Here is a 17607-nt window from a genome sequence, read left to right as displayed (position 1 = left end):
TCGGGACGACCTGCCGCCGGTTTCGCCCTGCGTGCAAATATGGGGTTCGGAGCACCCTCCGGCTACATCCCGTTCACCGCCTCCACCACCCGCTGGATCACCCGCTCCGGCCGGCCCGTTAACTCATACAGGCGGCCTGTAGGAGTTACGCCCAAATTAACCACACCGGGGGGCCTTCGGGCGTCAGGGACGACATTCGTAGGATTTCCGGATTTGCCGTTGACCGTTGTTAACACGGGCGCAGGCCGCGCCCGTGTTCACCCGCGTATACACGGGGCGCAAGTTCACGGCCCAAGACTCGGCCTTAAGCCGGCGCTCAGCCGCCCCTGAGCGCGTCGATCACGCGCTGCAGCGCCTGCTCGGCGATCTGGCCCAGCCCAAGACTCGGCCGCAAGCCGGCGCTCAGCCGCCCCTGAGCGCGTCGATCACGCGCTGCAGCGCCTGCTCGGCGATCTGGCCCAGCGCCTCCAGCGCGGCGTCGGTCTCGCGCTTGACGCGCATCAGGGCGCCGAAGTCCCAGGGCCGGCGCAACAGCCCCAGCGCCACCGTGCCCAGCCGTGGCTCGCCGTTCTCGCCCAGCGCCGTGCTGGCGAGCTGCGGCACCCAGCAGTCGATCGGGTCGCCCACCGCGCGCACCGCCAGCGCCGGCACCTGCCGCGCCGCCGCCACGCGGGCCACGCGGTGCGTCTCCATGTCCGCGGTCATCGCGCCGGTGAGCGCGAACAGCGCCGTCTTGTCGTCGGGGCTCAGCACCGGCCGGTCGAGGCCCAGGATCACCCGGCCCTGGCCGTGATCGGGGGCCGGCCGCGCCCCGGGCATCGCCGCCGCCACGGCCTCGCCCAGCGCGTGCGACAAGGGCCAGCAACCGCCGCCCTCGTCCACCACGGCGGCCGGCACGACCAGGTCGCCGGGCTTCATCTCGGGGTCGAGGCCCCCGGCCACGCCCCAGCTCATCAGCAGGCGGCAGCCCGCCTCGACCAGGCGGTTCGCCTCGCTCTCGGCCTGCTCGGGCCGGGCGCCCGAGATGCCGATCTGCACCAGTCCGTCCTCGGCCCAGCGCCCCAGCGCGCGGGCCTCCGAGGCCATGCCGCAAATGATGCCGAGCATTGCTCGCGCCTCCCTGTCGCGGATCAGCCACGAGGGACACGTCACGCGCGTCCCACCGAATCGCCTGGGCCGGGATCGCTACGCCTCAGCTAGCGCGCGGCCCCTCCCGGCAGGGGGTCGCGGGGGCTCAGATCCCCCATTTCACCGAGCGATCGTTGGACTCCATCAGCCGCTCGTAGCGGGCCATCGCCCACAGGGGGAAGAAGGCCGCGTAGCCATGATACTTGAGATAGAAGACCCGGGGGAAGCCGGTTCCGGTGAAATGTGCTTCCTCCCAGCGCGGCCCGCGCGCCTCGCGCGGCGCGCGGCGCAGCCACTCGATGCCCTGCAGCACGCCGTCGGACTCGGTCTCGCCCGCCGCCATCAGGCCCAGGAGCGCCCAGCCGGTCTGGGACGGCGTCGAGGTCCGGGCATAGCCCTTGCCCCAGGGCTCGTAGCTCTCCAGCCCCTCGCCCCAGCCACCGTCGGCGCGCTGTCGGCCCTTCAGCCAGGCCACGGCGCGGCGGATATAGGGCTGGCTCATGTCCTCGCCCGCGGCGTTGAGCCCGGCCAGCGCCGACCAGGTGCCGTAGATGTAGTTGGCGCCCCAGCGCCCGTACCACGAGCCGTCCGGCTCCTGCTGGCGCCGGATGAAGGCGACGGCGCGGCGGATGTTGGCGGCGAAGCGCTCGGCGTCGACCTGCGCCAGCGCGCCGATGCAGCGTGCGGTGACGTCGACCGTCGGCGGGTCGAGCAGCGCGCCGTGATCGGCGAACGGGATCGAGTTCAAATAATAGTGCTCGTTCTCGGCGTCGAAGGCGCCCCAGCCGCCGCTCTTCGACTGCATCCCGGCCAGCCACTCGCAGCCGCGCTCGATGTTCTGGGCATAGCGCTCGGGGTCGGCGCGGTGCAGCGCCATCACCACCGCGGCCGAGTCGTCCACGTCCGGGTAGTCCGGGTTGGCGTACTGGAAGGCCCAGCCCCCGGGCCGCAGCCCCGGCCGGCGCACCGCCCAGTCGCCGGCATGGTCGAGCACCTGCCGCCCGGCCAGCCAGTCGAGCGTCCGGATCAGCCGCTTGTCGTCCGACCGCCCGCTCTCGAGCAGCGCGTGCGCCGACAGGACGGTGTCCCACACCGGCGAGACGCAGGGCTGGTAATAGGTCTGCTCGTCCCGCTCGATCATAAGCTTTTCAACGGCCTGGCGGGCAATCTTCATGTTCGGATCGTCGTCGGGGTAGCCCAGCACCCTCAGCGCCATGACCGCGTTGGCCATCGCCGGGTAGATCGCGCCCAGCCCGTCCTCGCCGTTGAGGTGGCTCAGCACGAAGGCCTCGGCCTGGCGGATGGCGCGCTCGCGCAGGCGCCTGGGGTAGAGCGGCTCGGCCGAGCGCAAGAGCGGGTCGAGCACCAAAAAGCAGTCGCCGACGAAGGTGCCGGTGGGGTTGATCTGCCAGGTGCGCTGCTGCTCGGGCGGCACGGTGAACAGCTCGCGGATGCCGCGCCCGGTCGGGTTCTCCGCCCGCGCTCCCTTGGCGTAGAGGATCAGGAGCGGCGTCAGCACGGTGCGCGACCAGTAGGCGATCTTCGACATGTGGAAGGGGAACCAGCGCGGCAGCAGCATGCACTCGACCGGCATCGCCGGCACGCCGCGCCACGGGATGTGGCCGTGCAGCGCCATGGCGATGCGCGTGAACACGTTGGCCTTGGCCGCGCCGCCCTGGCTCAGCACCCAGGTGCGCGCGCGCGCCATGTGGGCGGCGTCGGGGTCCTCGCCGATCAGCTTCAGCGCCCAGTAGCCCTTGACCGTGGCCGAGATGTTGCCCGGCCCGTCATGGTAGAGCGGCCACGATCCGTCGCCGTTCTGCACCGAACGCAGGTATACCCCGATGCGCGCCTCGCGCTCCGCGTCGACCTCGCCCAGGAAATGCCGCAACAAAACATACTCACCCGGTATCGTGCAGTCGGCCTCGAGCTCGAAGACGATGTGGCCGTCATCGCGCTGCAGGCCCCACAGCTTTTCGGTCTGTTCGGCGATCATCTCGCGGCGTTCGGCGCGGCGCTCGGCCGGGCCGCGCGCCAGGGTCTCGTTGGTGAGGCTGGGCGTGTCCATCTCGGGCGTCCCTCTTCCTTTCCCGTCAGCCGGCCAGCGCTGCCGCCCGCTCGCCCGAGCGGATCGCCCCCTCTATGGTCGCCGGCAGCCCCGTGTCGGTGGCGTCGCCGGCGAGGAACAGGTTGGCGAGCGCGGTGCGCGCCCCGAGCCGCTTGGCCACCCCCCCAGGCGACTGGTCGAAGGTGGCACGCAACTCCTTGTTGAGTCTTGCTGCGAAATATCGCGATCCGCCGGGAAGTCCAAGGGCACGGCGCACCTCCTCCCAGATCGGGGCGATCAGCTCCTGTCCGGGCTCCTGCGTCACGCCCAGCGCGTCGCCGGCCGAGACGGTCACGCTGACCACGTCGCCACGGCGAAAGATCCAGTGCGAGGTGGCCGAGATGAGGCCCAGGATCGGGGGCGCGCCCTGCGGCTCTTCGGGCAGCCGGAAGAAGGCGTTGACGATGGCGCAGGAGTCCTCGGGCGGATCCACGCCCGCCAGCACCGGGCGCAGCCGCGAGGGCGGCAGCGCCAGCACCACGCGGTCCCCGGGGGCCAGCGCCACGTCCCCGTCGGCAAAGCGCAGGAGACTGGCACGGCCGCCTTCGGTCTCGACCCGGCGCAGCAGCCGGCCGAGTTCGATGCGCACGCCCCGCGCCGTCAACCAGCCGATCGCCGGCTCGATCAGGGCGTGGCCGAGGCCCCTGGGCGCCAGCATCGGCCGGCAGGCCCGGGCGCCGCGGGCGAAGGTCTCGCGCAGCACGGCCCAGAGCAGCCGGGCCGAGGCCCGCTCGGGCGGCGCGTTGATGGCGGCGAGCGTCAGCGGCACCCAGAACCGCTCCCAGGCCGGGCCGCGGCCGGGCAGGGCCTCGGCCACCGTGCGCTCGCGGCTGGCGAGGGCGAGCTTCAGCCCCGCGAGGTAGTCCGCCGCGCGGGTCCCCGGCACCCGCCGCGCCGGCGTGGCGATCCACAGCGGCAGGGCGCCGGTCAGGCGCAGCTCCCATCGCGCGCCGCTCGCCAGGTCGACGAAGGGAAAGCGCGCCGGCTGCACCACCATCCGGTCGGCGGCCCCGATGGTCCGCAGATAGCCACGCGCCGAGCGGTTGCCGCTGAGCAGCAGGTGGTTGCCGTTGTCGATCTCGCAGCCCAGCCGCGAGTCGTGGAGGGTCCGGCAACGCCCGCCCGCGAAGCGGTTGGCCTCATGCAGCACCACGCGCCGGCCGCGCTCGCTCAGCCGCACGGCCGTGGACAGCCCCGCCAGCCCGGCGCCGACGATGTGGACGGTGCCCTCAGCCATGCCTGCGCGCGATCGGGCCGGCCAGGCAGATCAGCCCCCGCGCCAGCTTCTCGGGCCGCGACATGGTCAGCGGGCGGTCGCGCCGGAAGCCGCGCGCCTCCATGCGCCCGAGATAGCCCTCGTAGACCCCGGTCATCAGCAGCGCCGGCGCCAGCGCCGCGCGGCTGAGCCGCGCCATTGCCGCGCGCGCCGCCACGAAATCGGCCCGGGCCAGCCGGCCCACCTCGGCACAGGCCGCGGGCAGGGCCGGATGGCGCATCGCCGCCCCGGCGTTGGCGGGCACGGCGGCCGCGTCAAGCGCCTCGCGCGGCAGGTAAAGCCGTCCGCGCGCCGCATCCTCCTCGACGTCGCGCAGGATGTTGGTGAGCTGGAAGGCGTCGCCCAGCCTCAGAGCGGCCTCTTCCGAGCTCGCCCCCTCCCAGGCGCCGAAGACCCGCATGGAGAGCATCCCGACGGCCCCGGCGACCCGGCGCGTGTAGGCGCGCAGCACCTCGAGCGGCGGCGCCACGATGGGCGCGCCGGCGTCCATCTCCATACCCTCGATCAGGAGCAAGAACTCCTCGCGCGGCAGCTCGTAGCGCGCCACCGCCTCGGCCAGCGCGGCGCCGATGGCCGAGCCCGGCCGGCCGGCATAGACCCGCCCGATTTCCTCGCGCCACAGCCCCAGCAGGCGGCGCTTCTCCGCCTCGGGTGCGGCGCTGTCGGCGATGTCGTCGACCACGCGGGCGAAGGCATAGATCGCGTGCATGGCCGCGCGCCGGGGCCGCGCCAGCACGCGCATGCCGGTGGAAAACGAGGTCTTGGCGCGGGCTGTGATCGCGTCCGCCACGGCTTGCGGATTAGCGCCCGGCGGCGCCGGGCTGGGCGCGAGCTCGTCGATCCCGCTCACGGCCGCACCAGTCGTCCGAGCCCGGCCGCGAGACCCGCGACGAGGTCGCCGCGGGAGTGCTTCACGCGCCCGGCCAGCGGGTCCTCGCGCCTCAGCCGTGCCGCCAGCCGGCGCGCCAGTCGCTGGATCACTGCCACCTCGGCAGCGAGGCGGCGCGCGTGGATCATGGCCGAGAAGGGTTGCGAGACATCGAGCAGCCGGTCGCAGCCATCGAGGCAGCGGTCGATCACCTGGCGCAAGCCGGCGCTCGCGGCGTCCGCGTCCAGCGCCGTCACGTCGGTCCCGGCCTCGGCCATCCAGTCCTGGGGCAGGTAGACCCGGTCGAGCTTGCGCCGGTCGTCGCCCAGATCCTGCAGGTGGTTCAGGACCTGCAGCGCGGCGCACAGTGCGTCGTTCGGACCGTATGTCGCCCGGTCCTCGCCGTGCAGGTCCAGGACGTGCCGGCCGACGGGGTGCGCCGAGACCGCGCAATAGTCCATCAGCTCGCCCCAGTCGGCATAGCGCAGCTTGGTCGCATCCTGCCGGAACGCGACCAGCAGGTCGCGGGCGTGGCGGTCGGCGACGCCGGTCTCGGCCAGGCTGTCGCGCAGCTGCACGGCGGGCGCCGGGCCGGTGGCCTCGGCCGCCAGCCCGGCCTCGAACAGGTCGAGCCGGCGCACCTTCTCCTCAGGCGCCAGGTCGGGGTTGTCGGCGATGTCGTCGGCCTCGCGGGCGAAGGCGTAGAAGCGCATGACATGCGGCCTCAGGCGCCGCGCGATCAGGACGGAGGCGACGGGAAAGTTCTCGTCGCCCGCCCCTTTGCCCGAGGGGGTCTCGATCGCCGTGTCTCGCAACGTCTCGCCCTGCATGGCGGGCGAGAATATCGGCGCTGCGCGCCGGGCACAATTGCGCCATCTTGCCCGGGCGGCGCCCGCCCGCGTAGGCTCGCGCACCATGCTGGTGGCGGCCCTTCTCTCGCTGATCGTCTGGACCGTGCTGCTGACGGCGCGCGGCCGATTCTGGCGGGCGGACCAGCGCCTCCCGACCGAGGCGGAAACCCTGCCCGAGTGGCCCGACGTCGTCGCCCTGATCCCGGCCCGCAACGAGGCCGCGACCATCGGCGCCGTGCTCGCGAGCCACCTCGCCAGCAGCTATCCCGGCCGGCTCGACCTGATCGTGATCGACGACGGCTCCAGCGACGGCACGGGCGCGATCGCGCGTGAGGCCGCCTGCGCCGCGCCGCGGGCGGTCCACGTGGTCGCCGCGCCGCTGCTGCCCGCGGGCTGGACCGGCAAGCTGTGGGCGCTGGAATCGGGGCGGGGCGCCGTGACCGCGTTGGCGCCGGGGGCCCGGCACGTCCTGCTCACCGATGCCGATATCGTGCATGCGCCGGACACGCTCGCCCGGCTCGTCGCCCATGCCGAGCGCCGCGGCCTGGCGCTGGTCTCGCTCATGGCCCGGCTCGACGCGCGCGGCGCCTGGGGTGCGTTGCTGATCCCCGCTTTCGTGTTCTTCTTCCAAAAGCTCTATCCCTTTCCCTGGGTCAACGATCCTGCCCGCGCCACCGCCGGCGCGGCGGGCGGCTGCGTCCTGATGCGCCGCGAGGCGCTCGACGGGATCGGCGGCTTCGGGGTGATTCGCGGCGCCGTGATCGACGACTGCACCCTGGCAGCGCGCGTGAAGGCCGGCCCGCCGCGCCGTGCCATCTGGCTCGGCCTGGCCGACCGCGAGGTCGTGTCGCTGCGCGACAACCGGCGCCTGGGCACGATCTGGCACATGGTGGCGCGGTCGGCCTTCGCCCAGCTCGGCCACTCGGGCCTGCGCCTCGCCCTGGCGCTGGCCGGGCTGGCGCTGGCCTATCTGGCCGGACCGCTCGCCGTGCTCACGTTGCCCCTGCACGGCGACGCCGTCGCCGCCTGCCTCGGCGCCGTGGCTTGGGCGCTGTCGGCGCTTGCCTACCTGCCGACGCTGCGGCTCTACGGGCTGCCGGGCTGGCAGGCGGCCGGGCTGCCGCTCGCCGCGCTTCTCTACGGCGCCATGACGCTCGACTCGGCGCGGGCGCACTGGCGCGGCCAGGGCGGCGCCTGGAAGGGCCGGACCTATGGAAAGGGGGTCTGAGAGGCTCTCCGCCCCCGGCGTATCAGGAGCGGCGCGTCGTCCGTCACCCCAGACGCCCGGTCTCGCGCAGCCAGGCGAGGGTATCCGCCAGCGCCCTGTCGATCGGCGGCGGCCGGAAGCCCAGCGCGTCCCGCGCCTTGGCGCTGGAGAACCGGACGCGCCGGCCGGCGAGGCGGACGCCCGTCAGCGGTGCGGCGGGGTACCGGCCGGTCAGCCGCGCCAGCACCTCCTCGGCCCGCGCCGTCGCCAGCGCCAGCCGGTAGGGCATCTGCATCCGCGGCGGCCGCACCCCGGCCAGCGCCGCGACGCGGGCGGCGAGCTCGGTCATGGCGCAGCCTTCCCCGGTCAGAAGATAGCGCTCGCCGCTGCGCCCCCTTTGCCGTGCGGCGATCACCGCCTCGGCGACGGCGCGCACGTCGACCAGATCGAATTGGCAGTCGAGCAGGACCGGCAACCGCCCTGCGGCAAGGTCGCGGATCAGCCGTGTCGCTGGGGTCAGGCGCCAGTCGCCCGGCCCCACAGGGGCGCCCGGCATCACGATCACCACCTCCTGGCCCAGCCGCGCCGCGGAAAGCGCGAAAAGCTCGGCCTCGCGCTTGGTGCGCGGATAGGGACCCAACATCTGTGCGGGCGCCAGCTCCAGCGTCTCGTCGACGGTGGCCGCGCCGAGATCCGGGCTGCCGACCAGCGTGAGGCAGGTCGAGACATGCACCATCCGCACGCCCGCCCACCGCGCCGCGACCAGTGCCTCGCAGGTGCCACGCCCGTTCACCCGGTGATAGATCACCGGCTGCCGCACCCACAGCGCGGAGACCTCGGCGCAGTGGATCAACGCCGAGATGCCCTGCGCCGCCCGCGCCATCAGCTCGGGATCGAGGATCGAGCCCTCGATGCGCTCGCAGCCGCCGGGCATGGGCGCGGGGAACGCGGCGTCGAGCGCCCGCACGGCCTCGCCTCGCGCCGCGAGGGTCGCCACGACATGGCTGCCGAGAAAGCCCCCGGCGCCGGTGACCAGCGTCGGCCCGCTCACCCGCCCCCCTTGCGGCACAGCAGCAGCCCCGCGTCGATCGCCGAGCCGGCGACCAGCACACCGCCCGCCAGCACCGCGACCGAGGCGCCGGAGAACCGCTGCCCCTCGGGGTCGTCGAACAGCACCTCGACGCGGCGATTCTCTCCCACCCGCACGATGCGGCTGGGCGCGTTGTCGCGGTAGCCCAGGCGGTAGGCGACGATCCGGGGCAGGCTGGGGTCGAGCGCGGCGATCAGCCCGCCATCGGGACTCCAGGTCAGGTTGTCAGGCCCGCCCGGCAGGGGCAGGGGCCGGTCCAGCCGGTGCCTGAGCCGCCAGGCGCGGGTCTCGGCCACCCAGAGCCCAGCGATCCCGCTGGCGAAGGCCAGCCCGCGCATCTCCACTTTGGGCGGCGCCGTGCCGGCGAGATCGACCGAAATCACCCGGCCCGTGGTCGAGCCCGGCCGCAGGTCGGCCCAGGACAGGCCGCAAGCGGCCCGGTCCAGCGTCACCCGCACGGCCATGGGGCCGGCGCCGGAGAAGGCGAGGTCCTTCGCCCGGCAGAACGCGCGATCCCTTCGCACATCACGCACGGTGAAGACGCCGGGCGCCAGGTCGCCGCCGAGGATCGATACCTCACCGTCGCGCGCGCGGTTGATCACGGCAAGCCGCTTGCCGTCGTCCGAGACGGCGATACCGCCCGGGAACAGCCCGCCGGGCACGCTCGCGGGGTCGAGGATCGGCTGCGCCCACCGTGCGCCCGTCGCCAGCCGAGCCAGCGACACCTCGTAGAGCCCGCCGTCGGGCGCGCTCGCGGGGTTCCAGCGCAGGGCCAGCCGGTCGATCGCCGACAGGATCAGCGTGTCGCCGTCGGGCAGTAATGCCATGTCCTCGACACCGACGATCGGCCTGCCCGTCGCGGTGTTGGCCAGCTTCAGGTGCCGGCAGTCGGCAAGCGAGAAGCGGGCCGGCAGCGCGGCCGGGGCCCGGAACAGCCAGAACACCGGCAACAGCACCACCACCAGCACCACCAAGCTGGCCTGAACGCCGCGCCTCACGCGGCCGCCCTCGTGTGCGTCGACGGCCAGGCCAAGTCGCCGCCCGCGCGACGGACCGGGGCGAGCCTGCCGATATTCGCGCCGAGCAGCGGATGCGCCATGGCCCAGACCGTCTCGAGCTTGCTCCTCGCCCGAGCCTAGAACCCGCCCGAACCGCGCGCAACGGGGCTGCGCTCAGAACCGGTAATTGAACTGGATCGCGCCGATCAGCTGGCCCGTGGGCTGGGTCTCGAACTCCGGGCTCAGCCAGTTCAGCGAAAAGCCGATCCCGGCGCGGCCCAGGTCCAAGAACACGCCCGCCCGCGCGCGGCCGACCAGCTCCTTGCGAGCCACCTTGCGGCCGTGCGTGGCAATGCCGCCGCCAAGGAAGGCGTCCCAGGCGACATAGCCGACGTCGCCGCCGACGAACGCCGTCCAGTCAAAGCCCCTGTGCCGCAAGGAATTGCCGGCGATCACCGCGCCGGTGGCCGGCTCGCTGCCCCAGGTCCGGCCCGCCAGCGCCGAGCCCACCAACAGGTCCGCGCCGGCGCGCAGGCTGTCCTCGCGCATCCCCAGCGAGCCCTGGATGAAGGGCGCAATCTCGGTGTCGTGCGCCGGGCCGTCGATGTGCAGCCGCCAGCTGCGGCGGCCCTCGAGATTGACTAGCGGCTCGCCGCCGATGGTGTCCCGCGGGTTGCCCATGTTGCCCTGGGTCCCGGTCATGGCATGCACTGCCTTCTGCAGTTCGAACAAGGGCAGGGGCTGGCCCTGCCAGCCCAACTCGACGCCGGCGCGGTCTTCGATTTGCAGACTCAGGTTGCGGCCCAGTGGCCGGGGCCGCGCGACGGAGCGCAGATAGACGCCCAGCCCGGCATACTGCGCATAGGGCCGGTCCTTGCGGTCGATGCCCTTGTTCGCGGTATCGTCGGGCGTCATCAGCACCGCGCGCAGGTTGATCTCGAGCGCCGAGGCGCGTCCGGCGAACCAGGCGTGGCGGCCCAGGGCATGCTCGGGCAAGATCACGGACTGGCTGACCCCGCCGGTCTTCCAGCGGTCCTTGCCATCGCCGAAGCGGTCGTCCCACAAGGTGCTCTGGGACTGGATCTGGTCGCTCTGCGCCAGCCATTTCCAGCCGCGCGCCTGATCGTCGGCGCGGGCGGGGCCGGCGAGGCCCACGATCAGCACCGCGCCCCACAGACCGAGGATGGTTTTCATGCGATCTCCCTGCGGGATTGTCACTCCGTTCGGGGGAGTGAGCCGCAGGGGGCCTCGGAATGGCAGTTAAGGTCGCGTCAGATTTAGGTAAGCGCCGGATGCGGGGCCGCTTTAATGACACGCCCTGTCCCGTATCGGGATTTAACGCGTCAGCCCCGCGCGTCGGCCAGCGCCTGGGGCAGGGCCGCGGCGAACAGCTCGAGGTCGCGCGCCCGACCCGCCGTGACCCGGATGCAGCGGTCGAGCGGCGCCACGCCGGGCATGCGCACGAAGATGTCACGCTCGATCAGCCCGGCCAGCACGCGCCGGGCGAAATCGCCGTCCCGGCCGCAGTCGACGGTCACGAAGTTGGTCGCCGAGGGCAGGCTCGCCAGCCCGTTGGCCTGGGCGATCTCGCACAGGCGGATGCGCGCCGCGCTCACCGCTGTCTGCACGGCAGCGAGGTGGGCGTCGTCGCCCAGCGCCGCCCGCGCCGCCGCCTGCGCCATGCGGCTGACGCCGAAATGGTTGCGGATGCGGTCATAGGCGGCCGCCGTCTCGGGGGCCGTCACGGCGTAGCCGACGCGCAGCCCGGCCAGCCCGTAGGCCTTGGAGAAAGTGCGGAAGCGGATCACCTGCGGGTTGGCCGTGTCCCAGGCGGGCGCGGTGCCGTCGGGCGCGAACTCCAGATAGGCCTCGTCGAGGCACAGGATGCATGCCTCGGGCAGCCGCTCGATCAGCGCCGCGACACGTGCGGCCTCGTGGCAGGTGCCCATGGGGTTGTCGGGGTTGGCGAGATAGACCAGCCGGGCGCCGCTGGCGCGCGCCGCCTCGGCCAGCGCCTCGGGGTCCTCGGCGTCGTCGCGGTAGGGCACGCGCACCAGCTCGCCGCCGAAGCCCGCCACATGGTAGTTGAAGGTGGGGTAGGCGCCCGCCGAGGTCACCACCTTCTGCCCTGGCTCGACGAAGAGCCGCACCGTGTTGCCCAAGAGCCCGTCGATGCCTTCGCCAACGACGATGCACTCGGGCGCGACGCCGTGCGCCTCGGCCAGCGCCTCGCCCAGCTCGTGGTTGTTGGGGTCGCAGTACATCCACATCTCGGGGGCTGCGCGCTGCATCGCCTCGACCACCAGCGGCGAGGGGCCGAACACGTTCTCGTTGGCGCCGATGCGGGCGGCGAACGGGCGGCCCCGCTCACGCTCCTGCTTCTCCGGCCCGACGAAGGGCACCGCGGCGGGCAGGCCGGCCACCAAGGGTGTCAACGGTATCTTCATGTCAGCACGCTAGCGCCCTTAGCGCATCCCGCAAGATGCTATTTTGCAGGGCGCACGCGGTAGAGCGCGCCCTTGTCCTCGTCGGTGAGGAACCACAGCGCGCCCGCAGGCCCCTCGCGCACGTCACGGATGCGGCCGTAGACGCCCTTGAACAGGTGCTCTTCGCCGGTGATCCTGTCGCCGCTGCGCGCCAGCCGGACGAGCATCTTCGCCTTCAGCGCGCCGACGAAGATGTCGCCGGCCCATTGCGGCCACAGCCGCCCCGAGTAGATCGCCAGGCCCGACGGCGCGATCGAGGGGTCCCAGTAGTGCACCGGCTGCTCCATGCCTTTTTTGTGCGTGCCCTCGCCGATCTTCATGCCGTTGTAGTCCGTGCCGTAGGTAATCACCGGCCAGCCATAGTTCTTGCCCGCCTCGGGCCGGTTCAGCTCGTCGCCCCCCTTGGGGCCGTGCTCGACGATCCACAGCGCCCCGGTCCTGGGGTCCAGCGCCGCGCCCTGCGGGTTGCGGTGGCCGTAGGACCAGATCTCGGGCGCGGCAATGCCGGCCACAAAGGGGTTGTCCCGGGGGATCGAGCCGTCGCGCCCGATGCGCACGATCTTGCCCAGGTCGTTCAGCGGGTTCTGCGCCTGAATCGCCTGGCCCCGCTCGCCCAGCGCCACCCAGAGCGTGCCGTCAGGCGCCTCGACGATGCGCCCGCCGTAGTGGACCGAGGACTGCATCGCCGGTTTCTGCCGGAAGATCACGCGCAGGTGCTGAAGCTTCGTGCCGGCGGCGTCGAGCCGGGCAGAGGCGACGGCCGTGGTGCTGGCCTTGCCATGCGGCTCGGCATAGCTGAGGAAGATGTCGCGGCTCTTGGCGAAGTCGCGCGCGACCACGACGTCGAGAAGCCCGCCTTGCCCGACGGCGCGGACCTTGGGCACGCCCGTCACCTGCTCGCGCCGGCCGTCGCGGCGCACATGCCACAGCCTGCCGCCGCGCTCGGTGACTAGCATCGTGCGATCGGGCAGGAAGGCCACTGCCCAGGGGTGCGAGAACGTACCCGCGACCCGCTCGACCCGCACCGCGCCGGCCGATGTCTCGAAGGTCTTCGCCTCGGGCACCGGCGCCGGCGCCGTCAGGGCGAAGTAGAGCGCCGTGCCGGTGCCGGCGGCGAGCAGGAGGAAGAGAAGATAGCGCATGGGCCGCCTCCTTGCCCCGAACTGTCAGGCAGAATCCCGCCATGAGCAAGGCCGCTGCCGCGAAGGGGTGCCTTGCCCCGCGCGCCGCGCCGGCGCACCAATGGCCCATGCCGCGAATCCTCGCCACCGGCTTCGAGCCCTTCGACCACTGGCCCGAGAACTCGTCTTGGGAGGCGGTGCGCCTGCTTGCCGACCGCCGCCCTGGGGTGGATGTGGCCCGCCTGCCGGTCGAGCACGCGCGCGCCGCCCGCGCCATCCGCGAGCTGATCGCCCGGCACCGTCCCCGGATCGTCCTGCTCGCCGGGCTGACGCCCCAGCCCGTGCCCCGGCTCGAGCGGCTGGGCCGCGCCGGGCCGCTCGCGGGCGTGGGCGGGCCGCCGCTCCGGCTGGGCCGCTGGCCCTGGGCGGCGGCCCATGCCGCGGCCGTGGCGCGGGGGCTGCCGCTGCGCCTGTCCGCGGACGCGGGCGGCTATGTCTGCGATACCACCTACTGGGCGGCGCTGGGCACCTCGGCTCCTCTCGTCGCCTTCGTGCACCTGCCGCCTGTCGGCCCGGTCTGGACCCCGTCGCGCGCGGCCCTGGTCGCCGAGGCAGTGCTCGATGCGGCTCAAGCCCGCCTGGGCACGACCTCGTTGCCCTCGGCCTCGGGCTCGTCGTCGATCATCTCGGCGGGGAAGCCGGGGGCGCGCACGTCGGCCCCGCTTGCCTCCTCCAGCCGGCGGATGATGTCGTCGGAGTTGGCCCGCGTGCCATAGCGCGCCTGGCCGTCCTTGAAGATCTCGATCATCAGCGGGCTGATCTCCAGCGGCACGCCGTGCGCCTCGGCGATCTTGTGGAACAGGCCGATGTCCTTGAGCACCAGGTCCATGGTGAAGTCGATGTCGCGCGAGCCGCTCAGGATCACCTGGCTCTCGGTCTCGTGCACGAAGGAGTTGCCCGAGGAGATGCGGATCGCCTCGTAGGTCGTGGCCAGGTCCATCCCTGCGCGCTGCATCGTCACCATTGCCTCGCACAGCGTCAGCAGATTGGCGGTGGCCAGGTAGTTGGTCATCACCTTCAGCACCGAGGCCGAACCCAGCGGACCGGTGTGCAGGATGCGCCGCCCCAGCGTCTTCAGCAGCGGCAGGATGCGCTCGAAGGTGGCGCGCTCGCAGCCGGCGAAGATCGAGATGTTGCCCGTGGCCGCCCGGTGGCAGCCGCCCGAGACCGGGCAGTCGGCGGCCTCGGCGCCCAGGGCGGCGACCCGGGCCCCCAGCCGCGTCACCTCGGCCTGGTCGGTCGTGGACATCTCGATCCAGGTCTTGCCGGCGCCGAGCCCGGCCAGCAGGCCGTCCGGCGCCTCCAGCACCGCCGCCGAGGCGGCCGGCGAGGGCAGGCAGGTGATGACTACATCCGCCGCTTCGGCCATGGCGGACGGGCTCTCCGCCCATGTCGCGCCGCGCTCGAGGAACGGGCGTGCCGCCCGTTCGTTCAGGTCGCGCACGGCGAGATCGCAGCCGTTGCGCAGAAGCGAGCCGGCGAGCTTCGCGCCGACATTGCCGAGGCCAATAAAGCCGATCCTCATGCTGGTGCCCGTCTCTTGCTGTTGAAGGGTGCGGGTGTGCCGGTGCGCGGGGGCTCAGAAGTCGGTCGGGGCGCCGCCCTCGGCCTTGCGCCGGGCGACGAAGCCGTCGAGCTCCTCGAGCACCGCGGGGTCCATCGGCGGCGGCTCGAACTCGGCGAGGATCGCCTTCCAGATGCGGTTGGCGCGCTCGGGCGTCTGCTGCGCGCCGGCCTGCTCCCAGGATTCGTAGTTGCGCCAGTCCGACAGGAACGGGCTGTAGAAGGCGGTCTCGTAGCGCTCCTGCGTGTGCTGCACGCCGAAGAAGTGGCGGGTCTGGTAGCCGTCGCGGATGGCGTCGAGGGCGATGTCGTCTTCGCTGGTGGCGACTGGTGTGTTGTAGGCCATGAGCTGCTGGATGGTCTCGCAGTCCATGACGAACTTCTCGTAGGAGGCGCACAGCCCGCCCTCGAGCCAGCCCGCCGCGTGGTACACGATGTTTGCGTGCGCCGAGGTGCAGGCCCACAGCGAGAAGGCACTCTCCCACGCGGCCTGGGCGTCGGGGCAGTTCGCCGCGCAAGCGTTCGTGGCGCGCAGCGGAAGGCCGTAGAAACGCGCCATCTGCCCCGACATCTGTGTCGCGCGCATGTATTCGGGGGTGCCGAAGGCCGGGGCGCCCGACTTCATGTCCACGTTCGAGGTGAACGAGCCCATGACCACGGGGACCCCGGGGCGCAGGTGCTGAAGCAGAACGATGGCCGAAAGCGCCTCGGCAGTCTGTTGCGTCACGGCGCCCGCCAGCGTGACCGGAGCCATGGCGCCCGCCAGCGTGAAGGGCGTGACAATCACCGGCTGGCCGCGTTTGGCCAGGCGCATGGCGCCGTCGAGCATCGGCCAGTCGTGCACCAGCGGGCTCGACGAGTTGATGTTGGTGTACATCCGCGGCGTGGCCTCGAACTCCTCGTGGCTCAGCCCGCCGGCGATGCGCACCATCTCCATGGCGTCCTCGACCCGCTCGGTGCCGAGGCTGTAGCAGTGCACCACCTTGTCGGTCAGCACCAGCTTGTCGCGGATGCAATCGAGGTGGCGGATGGACGGGTGCAGGTCGACCGGCTCGACCGGGTAGCCACCCAAAAGGTGAATGCAGTTGAAGAACTGGCTGAGCTTGACCAGGTCGCGGAAGCTCTCATGCGTGCCCGAGCGCCGTCCGCGATCGAGATCCGAGCAATTCGGCGGGCTCGAGACGTTGATATAGACCTGGTTGCGGCCGCCGATGGCGATCTGGCGATCGGCATTGCGCGGCGTGATGGTGAATTGGGCGGGCGCCCGGGCGAGCATCTCGCGTACCAGGGCGCGGTCGAAGCGCACCCGGACCGAGCCTGGCTCCACCTCGGCACCTGCCGCCTTCAGATGCGCGCGCGCCTCCTCGTGCAGGAAATCGATGCCGATCTCCTCGAGGATGCGCATGGCGCCGTCGTCGATCGCCCGCACGCCCTCCTCGGTCAGCGGCTCAGTCGGGGCGTCGAGGAGCTCGTTGATCCGCCACGGCAGTTGCGTGATCGGGCCGCTGCCGGCGCGCCGCGCGTGTCCCGCGCGACCGCCGGCCCGGCGCCGACGCGTCGGTCCGTTGGCGGCTTCGTCCGCGGTGTTGGTCATGCCGATCTCGCTTGGTCTGCAGTGTATGACTCGTCGACCCTCGGAGGGCGAGGGGGCCGAGTCCCGCCGGTCTGCGTCAGATCATGTCGCATTTTGAACAGGGCACCCGAGTCTTCAGCGGCTCATCCGTCCCGCTCGGCAAGTAGCGCGGGAAGCCCGGCGATCGAGGGCAGGACCCGGTCGGCGAAGGGCGCGAGCTCGTCGCGCGTTGCCGGCCCGGTCAAAACGCCGACAACCAGCCCGAAGCCCGCGCCGCGCGCCGCCTCCAGGTCGTGCCGGCTGTCGCCCGCCATGACGATCCGCGCCGGCTCGAGGTTGATCGTCCGCGCGAAGGCGCGCGGCATGCCGGGGCCGGGCTTCAGCCCGTGCCCGCTGTCGTAGCCCGCGACGAAGTCGAAGGCGTCGTTGACGCCGGCCATCTTCAGCTGCGCCCGGGCGGCCCCTTCGAGGTCGTGCGTGGCGACGCCGAGGCGGTAGCCCATGCGGCGCAGCTCGCCGATCAGGCCTGGCAGGTCCGGCACCGCGGGGACCAGGAAGGCGGGATCGCCGGACAAGGCGAGCACGGCGTCCTCCAGCATTCGCTCGACGCCGCCGGCGCCGAGGTCGGGGCGGAACGCGGCCCACAGCGCCGCGATGTCGGCGTTGGTCCCTGCGACGATGGCCGAGCCGCCCGCGAAGCGTCCGGCCTGGGGCTCGTAGCCGACTGCCCGCGCCATCTCGGCACGGGTCTGGGGGTCCGGCGCGAGCCGCTCGAGCATGAACTCGGTGAACCGGCCCCAGGTCCGCGCGAAGTCGAACAGGGTCCCGTCCTTGTCAAACAGGATGCCTCCGAGCCGCTTGTGGGACCGAGCCGTCAAGACCTCTCCTCACGCGGCCGCCCGCCTGCGCGCCCGGCGATTCCTTACTTACTCCATGCGGGCCGCACAAGCGGCCGGATTTTCCCGCCGCGACGTTAGCAGTTGTCGCCCGTGACGGAAAAATGACAACGCGGCCGAACTCCCCTGTTGACGACCCCCGCACCGGTGCCATATAGGGTGGGCACCGGCGGCAAGCCGGGACTTCAGGCGATAACGAGCAGCGGTTGGGCTGGGTAGCCAGCACAGTCGCGTTTTCGCCTCGCTCTTTGACAGTATTGTGAACTTGAAGGGATATGCGGGCGGTCTGGTCCTTTGTGAGGGATGGACTGTTGGCATATTGGCCCTCTAGGGGGAGCTTGGTCTTTTCCCGATGATGGGGGTGTCAGCTTCGTTTTTCCTGC

14 protein-coding genes and 1 pseudogene are annotated in these 17607 nt (G+C 72.3%); 2 read left to right on the top strand and 13 right to left on the bottom strand.

Annotated elements, in window-relative coordinates:
• Positions 1–402 precede the first annotated feature (402 nt).
• The 5 genes from AC32QD_RS09420 to hpnC form a co-directional block, all read right to left on the bottom strand.
• A complete protein-coding gene (locus tag AC32QD_RS09420) occupies positions 403–1107 on the bottom strand; it encodes a phosphorylase family protein (protein ID WP_492010236.1) in 705 nt (234 codons plus the stop codon).
• A 127-nt stretch (positions 1108–1234) separates the two neighbouring features.
• Entirely contained in the window at positions 1235–3196 is a 1962-nt protein-coding gene (gene shc / locus AC32QD_RS09415) for a squalene--hopene cyclase (RefSeq protein ID WP_492010235.1), read from the bottom strand.
• Between the two features lie 25 nt (positions 3197–3221).
• Positions 3222–4472 carry a hydroxysqualene dehydroxylase HpnE gene (gene hpnE, locus AC32QD_RS09410; protein WP_492010234.1) on the bottom strand — a complete coding sequence of 417 codons (1251 nt, stop codon included), beginning with the start codon at positions 4470–4472 and terminating at the stop codon, positions 3222–3224.
• Positions 4465–5361 carry a squalene/phytoene synthase family protein gene (locus AC32QD_RS09405; protein WP_492010233.1) on the bottom strand — a complete coding sequence of 299 codons (897 nt, stop codon included), beginning with the start codon at positions 5359–5361 and terminating at the stop codon, positions 4465–4467. Before AC32QD_RS09405 ends, hpnE begins: the two co-directional genes overlap by 8 nt.
• On the bottom strand, positions 5358–6209 hold the full coding sequence (gene hpnC / locus AC32QD_RS09400) for a squalene synthase HpnC (protein ID WP_492010232.1): 852 nt from the start codon (positions 6207–6209) through the stop codon (positions 5358–5360). Before hpnC ends, AC32QD_RS09405 begins: the two co-directional genes overlap by 4 nt.
• Positions 6210–6294: 85 nt before the next feature.
• On the opposite strand from hpnC, the gene AC32QD_RS09395 reads away from it, so the two are divergent.
• Entirely contained in the window at positions 6295–7458 is a 1164-nt protein-coding gene (locus tag AC32QD_RS09395; protein ID WP_492010231.1) for a glycosyltransferase, read from the top strand.
• Positions 7459–7501: 43 nt separating this feature from the next.
• Here AC32QD_RS09395 and AC32QD_RS09390 read toward each other — a convergent pair whose 3' ends face one another.
• From AC32QD_RS09390 to AC32QD_RS09370, 5 genes are all read right to left on the bottom strand, one after another.
• On the bottom strand, positions 7502–8488 hold the full coding sequence (locus tag AC32QD_RS09390; RefSeq protein ID WP_492010230.1) for an NAD-dependent epimerase/dehydratase family protein: 987 nt from the start codon (positions 8486–8488) through the stop codon (positions 7502–7504).
• Positions 8485–9525, bottom strand: a complete 1041-nt coding sequence (locus AC32QD_RS09385; RefSeq protein WP_492010229.1) for a hypothetical protein — start codon at positions 9523–9525, stop codon at positions 8485–8487. The genes AC32QD_RS09390 and AC32QD_RS09385 overlap by 4 nt, the downstream gene beginning before the upstream one ends.
• 174 nt (positions 9526–9699) lie before the next feature.
• Positions 9700–10719: a lipid A-modifier LpxR family protein gene (locus AC32QD_RS09380; RefSeq protein WP_492010228.1), complete on the bottom strand. Its 1020-nt coding sequence runs from the start codon at positions 10717–10719 to the stop codon at positions 9700–9702.
• A gap of 149 nt (positions 10720–10868) precedes the next feature.
• On the bottom strand, positions 10869–11972 hold the full coding sequence (locus AC32QD_RS09375) for a pyridoxal phosphate-dependent aminotransferase (RefSeq protein ID WP_492010227.1): 1104 nt from the start codon (positions 11970–11972) through the stop codon (positions 10869–10871).
• 38 nt (positions 11973–12010) lie between these two features.
• A complete protein-coding gene (locus AC32QD_RS09370) occupies positions 12011–13153 on the bottom strand; it encodes a PQQ-dependent sugar dehydrogenase (protein WP_492010226.1) in 1143 nt (380 codons plus the stop codon).
• Here AC32QD_RS09370 and AC32QD_RS09365 point away from each other — a divergent pair.
• Positions 13048–13455: pseudogene (locus AC32QD_RS09365) on the top strand (pyroglutamyl-peptidase I family protein); the annotation flags it as partial. The gene AC32QD_RS09370 and the pseudogene AC32QD_RS09365 sit on opposite strands and share 106 nt — an antisense overlap.
• A gap of 305 nt (positions 13456–13760) precedes the next feature.
• Here AC32QD_RS09365 and AC32QD_RS09360 read toward each other — a convergent pair.
• From AC32QD_RS09360 to AC32QD_RS09350, 3 genes are all read right to left on the bottom strand, one after another.
• Positions 13761–14717: an NAD(P)-dependent oxidoreductase gene (locus AC32QD_RS09360; protein WP_492010225.1), complete on the bottom strand. Its 957-nt coding sequence runs from the start codon at positions 14715–14717 to the stop codon at positions 13761–13763.
• Positions 14718–14771: 54 nt separating this feature from the next.
• A complete protein-coding gene (locus AC32QD_RS09355; protein ID WP_492010224.1) occupies positions 14772–16349 on the bottom strand; it encodes a trimethylamine methyltransferase family protein in 1578 nt (525 codons plus the stop codon).
• 122 nt (positions 16350–16471) lie between these two features.
• On the bottom strand, positions 16472–17206 hold the full coding sequence (locus tag AC32QD_RS09350; protein ID WP_492010223.1) for an HAD family hydrolase: 735 nt from the start codon (positions 17204–17206) through the stop codon (positions 16472–16474).
• Positions 17207–17607 lie beyond the last annotated feature (401 nt).

Source organism: Thermohalobaculum sp., assembly GCF_058622915.1.
The sequence above is the reverse complement of the archived record's forward strand: the minus strand, read 5'-3'. Positions and strand labels throughout refer to the sequence as shown.

Bases quoted from the DNA above. Each gene is read 5' to 3' on its own strand.
- AC32QD_RS09420 (WP_492010236.1), bottom strand. From the start codon at position 1,107: ATGCTCGGCATCATTTGCGGCATGGCCTCGGAGGCCCGCGCGCTGGGG.
- shc (WP_492010235.1), bottom strand. From the start codon at position 3,196: ATGGACACGCCCAGCCTCACCAACGAGACCCTGGCGCGCGGCCCGGCC.
- hpnE (WP_492010234.1), bottom strand. From the start codon at position 4,472: ATGGCTGAGGGCACCGTCCACATCGTCGGCGCCGGGCTGGCGGGGCTG.
- hpnC (WP_492010232.1), bottom strand. From the start codon at position 6,209: ATGCAGGGCGAGACGTTGCGAGACACGGCGATCGAGACCCCCTCGGGC.
- AC32QD_RS09395 (WP_492010231.1), top strand. From the start codon at position 6,295: ATGCTGGTGGCGGCCCTTCTCTCGCTGATCGTCTGGACCGTGCTGCTG.
- AC32QD_RS09380 (WP_492010228.1), bottom strand. From the start codon at position 10,719: ATGAAAACCATCCTCGGTCTGTGGGGCGCGGTGCTGATCGTGGGCCTC.
- AC32QD_RS09375 (WP_492010227.1), bottom strand. From the start codon at position 11,972: ATGAAGATACCGTTGACACCCTTGGTGGCCGGCCTGCCCGCCGCGGTG.
- AC32QD_RS09370 (WP_492010226.1), bottom strand. From the start codon at position 13,153: ATGCGCTATCTTCTCTTCCTCCTGCTCGCCGCCGGCACCGGCACGGCG.
- AC32QD_RS09360 (WP_492010225.1), bottom strand. From the start codon at position 14,717: ATGAGGATCGGCTTTATTGGCCTCGGCAATGTCGGCGCGAAGCTCGCC.
- AC32QD_RS09355 (WP_492010224.1), bottom strand. From the start codon at position 16,349: ATGACCAACACCGCGGACGAAGCCGCCAACGGACCGACGCGTCGGCGC.